The sequence below is a fragment of the Pseudomonas sp. NPDC079086 genome (assembly GCF_044542155.1).
In the GTDB taxonomy this organism is placed as follows: Bacteria; Pseudomonadota; Gammaproteobacteria; order Pseudomonadales; family Pseudomonadaceae; genus Aquipseudomonas.
Genome location: NZ_JBITTY010000001.1, coordinates 2,037,723 through 2,055,309, shown reverse-complemented (window position 1 = coordinate 2,055,309; position 17,587 = coordinate 2,037,723). Strand labels below are relative to the sequence as shown.

The window sequence follows — 17,587 nt, the reverse complement described above, 5'->3', positions numbered from 1 at the left end:
GCCGACACGGTTTCAACAACCAACTGTCACCGGTAGAGTTCGAGAAGCGACATTTACTGAGCCTGGAAAGTGTCTAGGAAATCCGGGGCGATTCAGTTCATACAGCACGAGGATATTAACGCGCTGATCATCCACCAGAAGCAGCTTGGGCTTCTGCCGGGTGGCTTTTAACCAAGTTTGCATCAATAAATCCTTCAGACCGAATTCAGCAGTTCATGCCCAGCCAATAAAGATGCAGCAAAGTCTAAGGATTGCACCAAATCTAAAAACTTGCCAAATTGTGGCCGCAATTCGTGTGAGGTCTGCGCCAACAATGCCTCACTTTGGGCGATTGCCTGCATATTGCCCGCGTCTAACAACTGCAGAATATCCTGCAAGGCCTCACGCCATTGCTCCAGCGGTAAACCAGCAGACTCGATATCGACTGACGGCAACTCACTAGGCAACTCAAACATAGCCTTCAGCGCCTGATCACTGCTGTGTAGCAACTCATGCAGTTCCTCAACGAAACTACCCTCGGCTAACAACTGCGCCTTGGCGGTTTCATCCGCATGCAGTAATTGTTGCTCCAGCTCACCCGCCAGTTGCGACATGGCCCACGCCCCCATGGTGCCGCTGCTGCCTTTGATGGCGTGTAATACCGCAGCCGCACCAGCGGCATTGCGTTGCTCAACCTGCTCCTGCAGCCGAGCGAGTTGCTTGGCCTGCTCTGGCGCGAAACTGTTCAACACGTTGCGAATCAACTCGCGATTACCGCCAAAGCGTTGACCAATTGAAGTAGCTGACTCCACCACTGAGTCATGTGGCTCTGCTTGTACCTGGACTGATGATGCAGCGCCTTTACGTCCAGTATGACGCAACAGAGTAGCGACCATTTTCTCCAGGTCTATTGGCTTACCGAGGTGACCATTCATCCCCGCCACACGGCATGCCTGCTCATCGGAGACTGATGCATTGGCTGTCATGGCAATGATCTTTACTGCGCCACACCGAGCATCGGCACGAACCCGCCGTGTCGCTTCCAAGCCGTCGATATCTGGCATCTGGACATCCATCAATACTGCATCGAAGGTCTCTCTCCCCTCGATAATCATCTGAACGCCCTCAAGGCCACCCTCGGCAAGAGCAACCTCAGCGCCCTCACCTTTTAACAACTCGAACGCCACTTGACGGTTAAGCATATTGTCTTCGACGACCAGCAAGTGCAGCCCAGCCAAACGCTTTGGCTGTAAGGCACGCTGGGTTGCGACCGTTGGTTGAGGCGCGCGCCCCCCCGTCAATACACGCTGAATCGTATCGGCCAATAACTGAGGAGTTACTGGCTTGCTGAGGAACTCAGCAAACGGTGCGTCCCTCCCCTGCTGCGCATCAGACAACACCTCACGCCCATACGCCGTGAGCATGACGATCACAGGTGCATGCGGCCCCTGGCTCTGCTGACGAATCAGGCGCGCGGCGCTCAAACCGTCCATGGTAGGCATGCGCCAATCCATTAGGATGACGTCATAGCCATTGCCCGCGTGCTGCATCTGTTGCACCCGTTCCACGGCTTCGAGGCCATCCTGCACCAGGTCAGCCTGCCATCCCAAAGCCTCGGCTGTGCGCACCAGCAGATAACCGGCCACTTCATTGTCGTCGGCCACCAGTAAGCGTATTGGGTGGTCAGCACCTGGGCAAAGCTCGCGCAACGGCACGGCCTGAAAAATCCCTAATTCGACATCAAACCAAAAGCGGCTGCCTGCCCCAACCTCACTGCTAACCTGCAGCTCCCCTCCCATGAGATTGATCAAGCGTTTGGAGATAACCAAACCCAATCCCGTTCCACCAAAACGCCTGGAGGTAGAAGCTTCAGCCTGGGTAAAACCATCAAAAATTCGCTGCAACTGCTCAGGGCTTATACCAATGCCGGTATCACTGACCTCAATGCGAACGCGCACTGCATCATCTTGGCGCTGCAGTTGTTCAAACCTAACAACTACCTGTCCTTGCTGGGTGAACTTGAGCGCATTCCCTGCGAGGTTAATCAATACCTGCTGCAAACGCAGGCTGTCGCCAAATAGCATGCTGGGCAGTTGGGGGTCGAGGTCGAACATGACTTCGACATCCTTGCTGCCCTGATTTCCAGACAGAACAATAGCCAAGTCACGCATCAGGGGTTCTAGCTCAAAGGCGTGTGCATCAAGCAGTAACTTGCCAGCTTCGATCTTGGAATAGTCGAGAATATCGTTCAGCAGCCCAAGCAGTGATTTTGCCGCTGACTCGGCCTTGGAGATGTAATCCAGCTGGCGGGACTCCAGTTCGGTGTTCTGCACCAAGTGCAGCATGCCCAACACCGCATTCATCGGCGTACGGATTTCGTGGCTCATATTGGCCAGGAATGACGACTTGGATGCACTGGCGGCATCCGCCTGCTCCTTGGCATCGATCAACCGTGCTTGCAGTTCACGCTCAGCAGTGATGTCGAGATTGAAGCCGGTTACCCGCAGTGTTGCCCCTGTTGAGTCACGTTCAACCTGAGCACCACCCTGAATAATACGTATCGATCCGTCTGGGCGCACCACTCGGAAAATCGGGTCATAAACCTCCCCTGCTTCTGCGGTCCGCTGCAGCTTATAAGCAGTCGCTTCAACGTCATCCGGATGAACGCGCGAATACCAATGTTCATAGTTCAAACCGTTATCACGCAGGCTAAGGGGCTGATCGTAGAGTTCGTACATACGGTCATTCCAACTCAGAGTGTTATCTGAGGGAGTCCAGGTCCAAATCCCCATCTCGGCCAAATCAGCGGCCAAAAGCAACTGATCACGCGCAGCGGCTACGGCAACCTCAGAAGCTTTAGTAGCGGTCAAATCTACGGCGATGCCCAGGTAGCCATTGATCTCGCCATCTTCATTACGTATGGCCGTAACAGCTAGGGATACCGGGAAATGCGAGCCATCTTTGCGGACATAGGTCCACTCACGTGTCTCCGCCCCCTCTAGTTCGGCCTTGTATACAAATGCTCGGAACCCTTCTATCGCTTGGCCATATTGCACAGTTAATTCAAGTGAGCGCGCCGCCACCTCATGCTCCAGATGGAAGCTGGCCGGGCTGCTCTTATCGATCAGCTCTGCCGCCGTATAACCCAGCATCCTCTCGGCACCGGCATTGAATAAGCGAATGATGCCCTCCCGGTCAGTCGCAATAATTGCTACTTCCGAGGCCGAGCGCAGCACATTACTCAACAACAGGTTGCTCTCACGCAGCTCCGCTGTGCGCTGAACGACCTGCGCCTCAAGGCTGCTGTTGAGCTCATGAATCTTCGCCTCAGCGGCCACTTGCTCAGTGTTATCCCGGACGGTCTTCGACGCCCCAACAACTGCGCCAGCAGAGTTACGAATAGGCGAAACGGCAACGGAAACGGGAATCAACTTGCCGTATTTATCTTGGCGCAGGGTGTTAAAGCTGGGGACGTGGCTTCCCGCTTTAACCGTGGCAAGAATCTCTGTCTCTTCATGTTTTAGTGCCTCTGGGACGACCAGTTCAGTAAGGCGTCGCCCTATCGCCTCCTGCGCACTAAACCCAAATAGCCTCTCGGCACCTTTATTCCAGCTGGTCACCGTGTCGTCCAGGTTTTTACCAATAATGCCGTCGGCCGAACTTGCCACAATCGCGGCCAATTTTCCTTGTTCTGCGAACACTTGCTGCTGACGTTTTCGACTGATGCTTAGTACGCCCACCAAGGCGGCTAACAACACTGAAACGGTGAGCCCAATACTCAGCGCCAGTAACGGAGAAAACTGGCGAAGTTGGCTGATAAACAGCGGGTGCACGCCAAATTGCACCTGCCAGCGCCGGCCATACACATCGCGCTCAAGCGTCTGGGAGAGAACCACTTCCTGAGCACGCTCATCCTCATCGTTATAAAACACGACACTGTGCGCAGGATCAGTAATGTCACGTAATTCAAGGCTAACTGCCTGCTCCGGCGGGCGTATGCCGTTGAGCACCTCGCCCATACTCAATGCCGCATAGCTCCAACCAAACGCTTGCGCCTCACGCGCCTCAGTCGTGTCGGGGACCACCCCACCGGAGTAGATCGGCATCAGAATCAGGAAGGACTGCTGCGGCTGACCTAGCCCTTGCACCAGCGTAATGGGGCCTGACAGACGCACCTCACCACTCAGCATCGCGGAATATGCCGCTTGCCTGCGGTTAGCCTCGGAGGCGATATCCAGACCAACGGCCACCCTATTGGGCTCAACCGGGCTGATGTACTGGATGACATAACGTTCAGTGTCATGGGGCGCAAGCTGGCGGATGGCAAAATCTGGCCAGCCATCGGCACGCGCCTGGGCCAAAAACGCCGCTTCATCCTGCGGAGCAACGCGGCGAATAAAGCCAAATCCACGCGCGCCCGGGAACTCCACTTCAACGTTGCGCGTCTTGCCATAACGGTCAAAGCCCTCACGGGTGATGGCTTTCTCGTCCATGGTTTGAATCGAGCCACGAGCCCCCCGCAAACCATACTGATAAAGCTTTATGCGATTAACTACTGCATCAGCGGATTTCTCAGCAGCAGCCTTAACAGCGTCAACAGCCTCCCGATGATTGAACTGAGCAAGCCCCACAGCTACAGCGATGCTGATAACCAACCCGCCAAGCAGGCTAGTGATGGTCCATTTATTGGCGGCAACGATGGCGTAATTCTTTTTTATCGACATAGCATCCCAACAACAATTTCAGAGCGCTGATCGGTGATGGTTACCCACAGAAAAACCTTGGTAACTCAAGCGTAAAGTGATGATTGGTGAATCAACAAAACGTATCGAATGACTGTTTTTATCGGCTATCGAACAGTTAGATTGCCAGAGTCCAACAATGCACAGAACTGGTTAAACGGTACCGGCCTAGAATACAGATAGCCCTGCATAATTTGGCAGCCAAACGATTGCAAGGCGGCGGCTTGCTCCTGGGTTTCCACGCCTTCAGCCACTAATTCAAGACCAAATGCCTGAGCCAATTTGACAATGGCTTCAATAATCGCGGCGTCACTCTTATCAACCAGCATGTCACGCACAAAGCTCTGGTCTATTTTCAGCACATCCACTGGAAAGCGCTTGAGGTAGGTAAGGCTTGAGTAACCTGTACCAAAATCATCAAGCGCAATCCGCACTCCCATGCTGCGCAAAGATGACAATACATGCTGCGTGTTAGCGACATCCCTAGCCAGTACGCCCTCGGTGATCTCCAACTCAAGAAACTCTGGTGCGAGTTTCGACGCAAGCAACGTGTCTTGCACCATCTGTAAAAATGATTCTTCGCGAAACTGCACTGCTGAAATATTCACGCTGACCACAAAATGCATGCCTTGTGCGACAAGCATCTGGGCATCATGACAGGCCTGCTGCAGCACGAATTTACCAATCGGAATGATCAGCCCGGTTTCTTCGGCCAACGGAATGAAATCAGCTGGAGAGATGAGGTTGCCCTCTTTATTGCGCCAGCGAACGAGCGCCTCCATCCCGACCATTACATTCCCGGTGGCCACAACCTTGGCCTGATAGAAAACCTCAAATACGCCATTTTCCAACGCACTGCGCATGTGCTGTTCCAACAGGTGCCGACCACGGGTGCTGCGCTCAATATCGAGGGAAAAGAAGCGACAACGATTACGCCCATCGAGTTTGGCTTGGTACATCGCCGAATCCGCATGACGGTAGAGCGACTCGGTGTCCTCGCTGTCGTCAGGGAACAGGCTGATGCCGATACTCGCGCTCAGGTCATAGCGATTACCTTGAATAATGAAGGGGGTGCTGATGGTGGTGAGTAGCCGCTCGGCAAAATCGCCGACCACATCAAAACCACTGACCTCTGGCAATAAAACGATGAACTCGTCCCCACCCTGCCGACTGACCGTATCCAAAGCCCTGGAGGCCAGCGAAAGACGGGCTGCGACTTCCTTGAGCAGGGCATCACCAATGGAATGCCCGAGCGAATCATTAATGCCTTTGAAGTTGTCCAGATCAAGCAACAGCATGGCCACGCGGACCTGACTGCGACGAGCCTTTTGCAAGGCTTGCTCGGTACGGTCTTGCAACAGCGTGCGGTTTGGTAAGCCGGTCAGCGCATCATGATTAGCGAGCTTCTTCGCCTCATTACGCAACGCCAGGTGGGCTTTGATATGGGCCCTGGCCACCGGTGCGTTCAGCGGTTTATGGATGAAATCAATTCCGCCATATTCCAGCGCGCGCAGCTCGTTCTCAGATTGAACATGGGAGGTAACAAAGATAATGGCGGCATCGCAGAGTTTCGGATCGGCCTTGAACGCCTTGCATACGGCAAAGCCACTCATACCAGACATTTCGATATCCAAAAGCACAAGATCCGGCTTGCACTGCCTGGCCATCGCTAATGCTGAAGGACCATCACTGGCCACGTGAACCTCCCCTAGGTCACGCACCGTTTCACGCAGAGCAAGCGCATCCGTGGTCTGGTCTTCGACGATCAGAATGACCGACTCGACATCAATTCCTTTACTTATGCGCATGCGCGGCTCCAGATCCTTGCGTTGCAACTCCATACTCGCTCAGCCTAGCTCGCTTTGGACTGACAGGTAGCGCAGCAGACAAATATCTAAACGTCACGCCAAGCCGGCGAGCCTCATCAGCCGATCAACGGTGGCTGGTGGCTCGCTGTTGTTTATGGCCGCCGCCAGGCGCATCAACACCTGCTCACGTCGAATTTGAGCCTGTGGCAGTGCATAAACGGCCCCGATCATTTCACGCAAGGCCATGGGTACGCTCCACTGGGCTTTCAATTTGATTGCAAGCGGTGCGGCAAAGTCGTTGACAGCCTGCATGAGCAGGCTCTCATCCAACCTATTGCCCTGGCTTTCCCACTTATAGGCTTGGTAGATCACACACAGCTCACCAATGCGATGCAACAAGGCGGCAGTCTGCAATGGTGCTGGTTCAACGCCGCACTGCTTGGCCAGCGCCACCACGCGCTCAGCCAGAGATAAGGCATTGTCCAAATGATCTTTCATTAACACTGACAAGACTAAATTGCCCTGCATGCTGATCTGCTTTAAGGCAAAGCCCATCGCCAGATTCACACTGGTACGGGGTCCAAGACGCCTGAGTGCATCGCTTAAGCTGGTGCACTGCGTCCCTAGGCCGATATAGGCAGCGCTGTTGGACGCAGCAATCAGGTGCATGCAAAGTGACGGATCACCTTGCCAGCTACTCGCCAACTCACGCAGATCAAGCGACTCCCCGCGATAACCCAGCTGAAGCTGCTCTTTAACCTTCTCAAGCATCGGCAAGTCCAAGTCCTCTGCGGCCAGCCCGCTCAGGTAGGCGATAAATGCTTCCTGAACGATGGGGGTGGTAGGGACAAAGTCCTGCAGCGGGAGGAGCCCCTCAATACACGCGACAACACGTGGCACGTCAAAAGGCTTAGTAATAAAAGCGCTAATGCCCAGCCGCCTGACCTCCAACACACTCTGCCGGTCAGAGCGACCGGTAATCATCACCAGTGGTGTTTCACGGTCCTGTACACGAATTCTTTGCAGCAAATTCACACCTGAACCGTCGGGCAGATTCCAATCGGCAAGGACCAAGGCGTAATGTGTTTCCCGCCAAGAAGCAAAAGCGCTTTGCACATCAGCAAAACAATTGACCTGGACCCCTGGGCGGACATTTAGGACGATCTGTTTTAACAAATCAGCGATCCATGGATCATCGTCAACAATCATCACCTGCATGCACTGCCCCCTCGGCTCCGTCTTTCCATAAGTGGTGCGTGATATAGCTATAGGCTGGTGCAAGCGTCTCTGACAACTACTTTGCGCCCTAACTCGCAATTCCGTTGTTTATAGAGGCTCAACAATAGACAGCGCAGGGCGCCGCTGCGGCTGCTAGCCGACGCGCGATTGAGCGGGGGGCGACTCAATGCGCTGGCGGCAGAGCTATACGCTCTACAGCCCACCACTGACGCAAATATAGGCTGTATGCCGTGCCTTACAGCGCCTAGCCACGGCTCAGCCCAGTCAACCGCGACGACAACGCCTGCATGGCACTGCTGACTTCATCCAGAGCCTGGGCGTCGCGGGCGTTTTCTTCGCTGATGCTGTGAATGCGCACCGCAAGCTCATTGATCTCCTGAGTCACATGGCTTTGCTGCTGCGCCGCCACGGCGATCTGCTGAGCGCGTTGAGAGATGTCATCGAAACTCTGAACCGAACTGGACAACGCCGCCGCTGCGCCTTCGGCCTCCCCTACCGCATGCTCGGTACGAGCCTCGCCCGCTTGCATGGCTTGCACGGCCTGACGTGAAGCCTGCTGCAACGCACTGATCATGGTGCTGATCTCATTGGCCGAAGCCTGAGTTCTGCCCGCCAGGGTGCGCACTTCATCAGCCACCACGGCAAAACCACGGCCCTGCTCACCGGCCCGCGCGGCCTCGATGGCGGCATTCAGTGCCAACAGGTTGGTCTGCTCGGAAATTGCCTTGATCACATCCAGCACCGCCCCGACCTGCTGGCTGTCCTTCTCAAGCTGGCTGATCACCATGGCCGCACCGGCCATTTCCGTCGACAGCGCCTGAATTGCCGAGCTATTGGAGGCAACCTTCTGCTGCCCCTGCTGCACCACCAGCAGTGAGCTCTGTGCGGTATTGGCGCAGTCGTTGGTGTTTTGCGCCACTTCCTGGGCGCTTGACGACATTTCGGTGATTGCCGCCGCCAGCTGGGTGTTTTCCTGGCGTTGCTGCTCGGCACGCCCGGCCAGGGTGCTACTCAGGCCGCCCAGTTGCGCGGCTTCGGCCTGCAAATGGTCGGCTTCTTCGGCGATCCGCTGGAGCATGGTGCGCAACTGCCCGGCATAGCGATTGACTGCGTGGCGCAGCGCGCCGATTTCATCTTCGCGTTCCACACTCAATTCGACATCTCGGCTCGCCGAGCCACGGCCCAGGGAGTCGATCTGCGCAGTGGTTTCTTCCAGTTGGCCGATCAGTTTGCGCCCAGCCAGCCAGGCCAGCGCTAGCAGCACCGCCAACAGCGGAATTAGAAATAACAGAATTTCCCAGGTCAGCGCCCTGGCCAAGCCAGTTACCCGTTCCTGCGGCGTAACCAATCCAATCACCCAGCCTGTATCAGGCATCACAAACAGGCTGACGCGGCTGGCCTGCTGGAGCTGCTCGTCGTTATCCAGGTCTAGGTTACGGATTGCCCCTGAGCTGCTGTCTGCGAGCGATGCCTGAATCGGCTTCAACCAGTTTTTCTGCTGCGCCAGGTCAGCGAATGCCAACATGCTGCCGCCCTTATTGCCGGTCACCCCAGGGAAGTGCAGCACATTGCCCGCCTGATCAAGAGCAAAAGCATAGCCATCAGTCACCTTGCCTTGCTCGAGCAGAAACTGCGCCAAATCATCAAGCAAGAGATCAACCGTCGCCACACCCGCGAAACGCCCTTTTAGCTGGTAAGGCACGCTGCAGGTGACCATTGGTACGCCGGTCACCGCATCCTGATACGCCTCCGACCATAAGCAACGACCTGCCTTGCTGTTGCGCGCTCCGGTGTACCAGGCATCGTTATGATAACCAGGGCCGTCGGCAGCGTTGTAGTCATCCGAATAGGCTAACCGCCCGTCGCCACCGCGCGCCCAGAAGAAACTTCGACGCGCCACACCGTCGGTAAACGCATTCGGCTCAGGCCATACTCCGCCGCCGGCAATGGCTTTATCACCCTGATTGTCGATCACATTAGGCAGTGTGTTGAGATACAGCGTCTCATCCAACGGCAGCACTTCGGAGAGATGCGCCAGACTGGCGGTCACGCCCTCAATCCCAGCCAGCTGCAAGGCTAACTGGCGCACGATGGCACTGCCCGTCTGCTCAATCAGTTCGCCACTGGCCGCCACTACCCGCGGCTGCCCGCGCAGCGCCATCACCGCAAACACTGCCAACGCGGTGAGAATCAGCAGCAGAATGCTGCCCAGGGTTAAACGTTGCGACAACCTAACGGGAACCAAAACCATACTGACTACTCCTGTTCACTGAAATACTGCGCTCGTGGCAAGTGCCACAGCACTTCCCCGCCGAGCATTTATACGATCGGCTCACAAGATTCAGGGGTCCCCGTACTCAAATGCAGAGGGCGACTTTACAAAGCACCTGTAGGTTATAGATGAAATATCAACCAACCGTACCGCCAGCCCCTCTGTGGGTTATTGCAGGAGCAAGAGGCGCAAGGCGTCTGGCTCCATCGGGCGTGCCAAGAAATAGCCCTGTACTTCATCACAGTCACACTGGCGCAAGACCTCAAGTTGCTGCTCGGTCTCGACACCCTCGGCAGTAACCGTCAACGACAACGCCCGACCGAGCCCAACAATTGCCTTGATGATCGCCTGACTATCGGGCGAGTCATGCAAGTCGGCCATAAAACTACGATCGATCTTCAGTCCATCGAAGGGGAATTTGCGCAAATAGCTAAGCGATGAATAGCCTGTGCCGAAGTCATCCATCGCCAGTCGCACGCCCAGCTTTTTCAAATCCTGCATCAGTACCAGAGCGCCCTCTGCATCTCCAAGCATCACGCTTTCGGTGAGTTCGAGTTCCAACCGCGAAGGAGGCAGACCACTGTCGTTCAGAGCACTTTTAACCCTTGCCAGCAGACGGCCATGCTGAAATTCAACCGGGGAGAGGTTTACCGACACAACCAGCGCTTCGTGCCAGGTCATTGCTTCCATACAGGCAGTGTGCAGAACCCAAGAGCTCAGAGGCACTATCAAGCCTGTCGTTTCGGCAATAGCAATAAAGCTGTCTGGCCCCAGCAATCCCCGTTGTGGATGCTGCCAGCGCACCAGGGCCTCTGCCGCCACCATGCATTGGCTGCTAACGCTATATCGTGGCTGTAGGCACAGGCGTAATTCGTTATTGCCCAACGCTTGGCGTAGATCGTTTTCGAGCTGTTGCCGTTCAGTCACCCGCTCCTTCATGTCGCGGGCATAGAAGCACCACGTGCTACGCCCGGCCCCCTTGGCTTCGTATAGAGCGATATCGGCGTAGCGCAGCAACTCCTCAGCCAGGCATGCATCAGCCGGCGCCATAGCCACGCCGATACTGGCGCCAATAAAAATGCTGTGATTTCCAACTTCGAACGGCTGCTCAATGCCAGCGATCAACCTTTCACACAAGCGCTTTACCTCCGCCTGAGTGGAGATACCGCTGATAATCAGAATAAATTCATCACCGCCCATGCGCGCGACTAGGTCGCCATCACGCAATATCACACGCAGACGCTTTGATACCTCACCGAGTACCACATCGCCGGTCTCATGGCCGAAAGAATCATTCACTGATTTAAACCGGTCGAGGTCGACACTCAGCATGACTAACGGCACGCCAGACGTCGGCAGTGCGCTCAACTTATCCTCAAGGAACGCCTGCATGCGATTGCGATTGGGCAGTCCAGTGAGCGCATCGTGCAGAGACAGGTGCTCAATGCGCTCCCGCGCTTCAACTTCCTGGGTAATGTCGCTGACGATGCCGCGATACCCGGTAACACCGCTGACACCCTCGACGTGCCGCAGCGCGAACATACAAATGCGCAGTCTGCCGTCGCTCGCAAGATACTGGCCTTGCAGACTGTCCTTAGACGATGAATGCAGGCTGCGTTTACTCAACCAGGCCTGCAAGCCTCCCGGGCAACTCACTAACTCGTCAAGCGGACGACCCAGCCAAGCGTTTTCAGCGTGACCGGTCACTACCTGAAACCGCGCCGACAGGTACGTTAAGCGTAACTGTGCATCGGTTTCCCAAATCCAGTCAGAGGCTGCTTCGGCCACATCACGAAACCGAGCCTCACTGGCAGCCAGCGCAGACTGACTGGCATGTAAGGACGAATAGCTAGCATCCATTTCACGCGCTGCGGTGATCGCACGGCGCAGCATCAGCCAAGTGATAAGGGCAACAATCACACCGGCCAACCCTAGCAGCGGCAAGATGAAATAGAGCAGTTGATCGCCTGGCTGGGCAGGATGCCAATGCAGCAAAAGCGGCTCACTATTCAGCGTTGCCAAGGGCAAGCTGGATCGGACCTGCGCCTTACTTAACCGTTTATCCACATGCAGATTGTCGATGCCAAAGTCTTGGCCAAGCATCTGCAGCTTCTGTGGGCCGAGCCGGTCGACAAACAACAGTACCGAGGGAGGGCCATCCACCGCTTCGATTTGCGGATCACTGCCTGGCGTCAACGCGGCTAGGGCCACCAGTGCTGGCTGCCCGCCCACCAATAAAAAGCCAACAACCGGCTCTTCATCCTCAGCTTGTAAGCGAGCCTGTTCGATCAGTGGGTGGATATCCTGCATAAGCCACTGCTGAACTTCGACCGAGCTCAGCTGGCCTTCCACGACCGCATAGGCGGTGTGGCCACTGGCGTCGACCACAAACACACCTTCATAGGCGAAATCAGGAAACAGGCTGGGTCCCAGATTCTGCCTTGTATAGGCCCAGTCGGTGTCGACCTGCACGTGCAGATGACGATACGCCTCACCCCAAAAGGCGTAATCGTTAATAGTCGCGAGAATAGACTTCTGCCGGGCTTGGGTCGCTTTTTCCACATAAAACAAGCTTTGCTTGATCGCCTGTTTATTTTGCTCTGAAGCGATTTGCACCAACGCTACGCTCGCCACTACAAACAGAGCCACCAACAACGCTGAAATAAATAGCAGCGTCTTACGTGTTGCAGAGGAATTGGAATGAGCATCTAGAGCACGGAACGACTCAACTACTGGCGCCATCTTCGGCCCTCAACCAGTCGGAGGTGCTATTCGGAATAGGCAAACGCCTTCGGTTAACACCAGTCTAGCTGCAAAAGGCCAGCATGAACCTTGCAGTATGCAGCGGCTCAAATACCTCAATGGTGCAGCCCAGAGTTTGACAATGCGCGCCAAAAATCTATGACAAATCGGGCGCAACACATGAACAGAAGCCTGCGCGGCTTAAGCAAGCCACCCACAACGTTAAAAAACGCTCAGGTACAAAGGCACGGTTGAACGCTCAACCAAGCACCAATCAGGCATCACAGGATAGGTTTATCCGTCCAGCCCAGCTAAGCTCGTTTACTACTTAACAGCCGGAAGAATCCCCCATGTTGCGTACCCTCGTCTTCACTGCAAGCTTGGCCCTCTCCGCCAGCGCTCTCGCGTTTTCCCTTGCCGACCTCTCTCAGAGTGATGCCAGCGGCGGCCTCAAGGACGCCCTCACCCAAGGCGCCAAAGTGGCCGTGCAGCAACTGGGCAAACCCGGTGGTTTCAGCAACAACCCGGACGTGCGCATCGAGTTGTCGGGCAACCTCGGTAAAGCCGCGAAAACCATGAAGATGATGGGCATGGGCGCGCAGGTTGATCAGCTCGAAGCGAGCATGAACAAAGCCGCCGAAGCGGCCGTGCCGCAAGCCCAGGCGCTGCTCGTGGATTCGGTGAAGAAGATGACCGTGCAGGACGCCAAAAGCATCCTCAGCGGTCCGCAAGACTCCGCCACCCAATACCTGAACAAAACCAGCCGCGAACAGATCCGCGCCAAGTTCCTGCCCATCGTCAAAAAAGCTACCGACCAGGTCGGCCTGGCTAAGCAATACAACAGCTTCGCCGGCCAAGCCGCGAGCTTCGGCGTAATCGATGCGAAAAGCGCGAGTATCGAGAACTATGTAACCGAGCAGGCGCTGGACGGACTGTTCACCATGATCGCCGAGCAAGAAGCGAGCATTCGGGAGAACCCAGCTGGCGCAGCGACCAGTTTGGCGAAGAAGGTGTTTGGGGCGTTGTAAGAAGGGTTAGCTCGATGTGAAAAAGCCAGACCTTGGGGTCTGGCTTTTTCATAAGCAAAGAACAATGCGGCTCACTATTGCGTAGGCTATAAACGAGATAATTCGTACATATCGCGGTATGCCTTTAAGGCTTCTTCAAGCATCAGTTTCATCTCACCCTCTGACCGATTTAAGCGCTCAGCTAGAGAACCAATTGCGCCAGTATCCAATGCTTTACCAGCAACCTCAGAAGGGGAAGGAAGAACGCCCACGTCACTCCACAGATAATCGCTGCCTGAAAACCGCTCAACGAACTTGAGTTGTATCTTGGCTAGAAACTCAGCGGTCTCGGCGATTTTGGGGGTTAAGGCTTCCACAAGGCCGACTTTCTTTATTGAATCAAACAATCGGGAAAATCGGTCAACGCGACTGTCTTTCGTGGCAAATACATCACCAAATCCACCAGGCAGCACCTTAACCGCCTCTAACTGGGGCTCAAAGCTCGCTTCCAGCAATTTTTGTAGTTGGCCAATCGTAATTTCGGCCTCTTTCTTGGCCTCCCGGAGCTTGATGACGTAGCCCCCAATGGACACCTCTGACAGCTCACTCAGGAAGGCCAGAGCAAAACTGGCCACTACTACTGTAATGACCAGCGTAACGAAGTCGCCGCTTTCAATCATGGCATCATCGAGTAAACCGTAACTGGCGCGGATACCGTGATAGAAAACGGCTAAAGACAGCGCAATAAGTAGGCCCCCGTTTAAACAATGGGACTTGTTGAATAATCCAAGCTCGTAAGTTTCTAAAATGTCGTTTCAAGATGGTGCCGCCTGATGACTGGTAGACCTGTCGAATATACGCATCAAGTTCATGAGGTGTCATTGTGGCTGTATCGCATGGCTCGCTCCCTATCTAGGAGCAGATCAACTTCTTTCGTGGCATGGGCAGCTCGTAGAACGGGTCGAGCGCAGCGATACCCATCGAGTATCGAACACCCGCCGCACCTGCTTTGCCTGTGTGTCACCGTTTCGCCCTTACGGCGAGTCACTTTCTCTTTGCGCGCGCAAAGAGAAAGTGACCAAAGAGAAAGCGCGCCCGGCATACGGGTCTGGCTTCGCCAGACTTCCCTCGCTCCGGCACTGCTCCGAGGGTCGTCACGGTGGGCCATCCCTGGCCCATCGCTCCTCGTTTGGCATCCATGCCAAACGCCCCTCTCCACAGCACCTCCCCTCGGCCTCCTGACGGGATTCGGGGATCGCGTTGCCTATGCGATTTGTAGATGGCAGAGCATAAAAGCCAAAGCAAAAACATCGCGGGCAAGCCCGCTCCTACTGAGTCGGCGGACATTCGCAGGATGGATTGAGCCGCGCGATACCCATGCGGTTGATTGATGGGTATCGCTGCGCTCCACCCATCCTACAAATCAAAAGCCAACTCACTGCGCCACCGAACCAATCCGCTAGCGCCAGGACAAACGCCCCATCAGAAGGCCGAGTGGAATCGTTGCGTAAGGGGTTGAGCGGCATGGATGCCGCGAGAGCCGCGATGGGCCAGGGATAGCCCTTCGCGACGGGCCACTGGAGCAATGATGGAATGAGGGAAGTCGAGCGCAGCGAGACCCGGATGCAAGGGGCAAGACTTTTTGCTTACTTTCGGGGCGTTTGCCAAAAGTGAGCCGCCGTAAGGGCGGAACCGTTAGCGGGAACACTACAAAAAGCGGCGTAAACAAAGCCGCAAAGTTCGCGACTAAAGCCTGCCACGGGATGAATGCGCTCTCCGCCTTCGCAAGGCGCAAAAACAAAACCCCGCCAATCAGCGGGGTTTTGTCGACCAAACGTCAGGCTTATTCGGCCTGCGCCACCAGCACATCATTCTGGTTACGGCTCCACTGCGGCAGCAGCGTACCAATCAGCATACCGGCCATGCTGAACAGCAGGCCCGCCAGCTGTGGCGGCCAGAAGGCGGCTTCGCTCCAGCTGTATTCCAGATAGATCCACGACACCAGACCAAAGACGATGGCAACCAGCGCGCCCTGGGTGGTCGCACGCTTCCAGAACAACCCAGCGAACAACGGTACCACCGCCGCGACCAGGGTCACCTTGTAGGCGTTGCCAACCATCTCGTAGATGCTCGCATCCGAATACAGGGCGAAGCTCAGGGTTGCAATCGCACAAACCAGAATGGTGGCGCGCATCAGCAGCAGAAACTGCTTGTCAGTAAGCACCGGCAAGAAGCGCTTGAGCACGTTCTCGGTCAGGGTCACCGACGGTGCCAGCAAGGTGCCCGAGGCGGTGGACATGATTGCCGAGAGCAGCGCACCGAAGAACATGATTTGGGCGAACAGCGGCGTCTTTTCCAGGATCATCAGCGGCAGAATCATCTGCGCATCTTCAGCCAACCACTTCTCGACCAGCGTCGGATCGATCATCGAGGCGGCGTACACCAAGAAGATCGGCAACATACAGAAACCGAGGTAGAACACCGCACCGGCCATTGAGGCGCGCGCGGCGATGTTCTCGCTCTTGGCCGACATCACCCGCTGATACACGTCCTGCTGGGGGATGGAGCCGAGCATCATGGTTACCGCCGCGCCGATAAAGGCGACGATGTCCTTAGGCTCGAAGGCGTGCATAAAGGTGAACTTGCCTTCGCTGGCTGCCTTGCTGATCACCAGATCAGCACCGCCAGCCATGCCGCTGAACAGCCAGACCAAGTACACCAGGCCGACCACGATGATGATCATCTGGAAGAAGTCGGTCAGGGCAATCGACCACATGCCGCCGAACAGGGTGTACAGCAGCACGATAAAGGTGCCAAGGAACATGCCCTGGGTAGTGCTGATGCTGCCGTCGGAGATGACGTTGAACACCAGGCCAAGGGCAATCAGCTGCGCGGCGATCCAGCCCAGGTAGGACATGACGATAACCAGGCTGATGATCAGCTCGACCTGCGGGCCGAAGCGCTTTTTGAAATAGTCACCGATGGTCAGCAGGTTCATCCGGTACAGCGGCCGGGCGATTATCAGACCGACCAAGAACAGGCAACCGAAGGAGCCGAACGGGTCTTCGACGATGCCGGCAAAGCCTTCTTCGAGGAAGGTGGCGGGGATGCCCAGTACCGCCTCGCTGCCAAACCAGGTGGCAAACACCATGGCGGCGACGATGGGGAAGCCCATGCTACGACCACCGGAGGCAAAGTCGCGGGTGTTGTGCACCCGGGTGGAGGCGTAGAAACCGATGGCGACAGTCACCAGCAAATAGAGCGCAACGAACCAGATCAGCATGCTTTCCCGTTCCACAGACGTCAGCCCACCGCATGCATGCCCCACGCAGGCTGCGTAGGACGTAACGATGGGCTACAGGTTTTTGTTATGACCATTCTTAACGGGTAGCTGCACGCGCCCGTTCAAGGTCGCGCAGTTTTGGCAAACACGTAAAATATGTCAAACAAAAACGACGGAACGTAAGCAGATAATTCGCCAGAATGCCCTGCACCCCCCTGTAACAGACTGTAAACGCTATAAAAGCCACATACAGGCCTCAGCAGACAGTTGCATATTTTTGACAGAAGACCCGCAAACGCACTAACCGCCAGGCATAAAAAAGCCAGGCGCTAGGCCTGGCTTTTTCACAACATCAACCGCCGATTCAGACTGGTTTCGCTTCCACTTCCTTGACCCGGAACCAGCGACTAGCCCGGGCAACCGTGGATGAAAAAGCGTCATCCACCCTACGCCAGGATCACCAATGGGCCGACCCGTCGGGTGGGCAGCGCAAAGCTTGTCCACCGTTATGCCAA

7 protein-coding genes and 2 pseudogenes are annotated in these 17,587 nt (G+C 55.7%); 1 reads left to right on the top strand and 8 read right to left on the bottom strand.

What is annotated here, in order from left to right; translation table 11 throughout:
• Positions 1–194: 194 nt before the first annotated feature.
• The 6 genes and pseudogenes from ACIGEK_RS09555 to ACIGEK_RS09530 all read right to left on the bottom strand — a co-directional run bounded on the left by ACIGEK_RS09555 (position 195) and on the right by ACIGEK_RS09530 (position 12,782).
• On the bottom strand, positions 195–4,703 hold the full coding sequence (locus ACIGEK_RS09555; protein ID WP_397493052.1) for a CHASE domain-containing protein: 4,509 nt from the start codon (positions 4,701–4,703) through the stop codon (positions 195–197).
• A gap of 125 nt (positions 4,704–4,828) precedes the next feature.
• Positions 4,829–6,562, bottom strand: coding sequence for an EAL domain-containing protein (locus ACIGEK_RS09550; RefSeq protein ID WP_397493051.1), 1,734 nt, complete (start codon positions 6,560–6,562; stop codon positions 4,829–4,831).
• 60 nt (positions 6,563–6,622) lie between these two features.
• Positions 6,623–7,747, bottom strand: a complete 1,125-nt coding sequence (locus ACIGEK_RS09545) for an HDOD domain-containing protein (protein WP_397493050.1) — start codon at positions 7,745–7,747, stop codon at positions 6,623–6,625.
• A gap of 265 nt (positions 7,748–8,012) precedes the next feature.
• Positions 8,013–8,543: pseudogene (locus ACIGEK_RS09540) on the bottom strand (methyl-accepting chemotaxis protein); the annotation flags it as partial.
• Positions 8,544–9,128: 585 nt separating this feature from the next.
• Positions 9,129–9,929, bottom strand: a pseudogene (locus ACIGEK_RS09535) (cache domain-containing protein); the annotation flags it as partial.
• Positions 9,930–10,208: 279 nt separating this feature from the next.
• On the bottom strand, positions 10,209–12,782 hold the full coding sequence (locus ACIGEK_RS09530) for an EAL domain-containing protein (RefSeq protein ID WP_397493049.1): 2,574 nt from the start codon (positions 12,780–12,782) through the stop codon (positions 10,209–10,211).
• Positions 12,783–13,132: 350 nt separating this feature from the next.
• On the opposite strand from ACIGEK_RS09530, the gene ACIGEK_RS09525 reads away from it, so the two are divergent.
• The gene (locus ACIGEK_RS09525) at positions 13,133–13,810 is read left to right on the top strand and encodes a DUF4197 domain-containing protein (RefSeq protein WP_397493048.1); all 678 of its coding nucleotides are present in this window, start codon (positions 13,133–13,135) and stop codon (positions 13,808–13,810) included.
• A gap of 86 nt (positions 13,811–13,896) precedes the next feature.
• Here the strand turns inward: ACIGEK_RS09525 and ACIGEK_RS09520 are convergent, their stop codons facing one another.
• Both ACIGEK_RS09520 and ACIGEK_RS09515 read right to left on the bottom strand, forming a co-directional pair.
• The gene (locus ACIGEK_RS09520; protein WP_397493047.1) at positions 13,897–14,469 is read right to left on the bottom strand and encodes a hypothetical protein; all 573 of its coding nucleotides are present in this window, start codon (positions 14,467–14,469) and stop codon (positions 13,897–13,899) included.
• A 1,163-nt stretch (positions 14,470–15,632) separates the two neighbouring features.
• The gene (locus tag ACIGEK_RS09515; RefSeq protein ID WP_397493046.1) at positions 15,633–17,072 is read right to left on the bottom strand and encodes a sodium:solute symporter family protein; all 1,440 of its coding nucleotides are present in this window, start codon (positions 17,070–17,072) and stop codon (positions 15,633–15,635) included.
• Positions 17,073–17,587 lie beyond the last annotated feature (515 nt).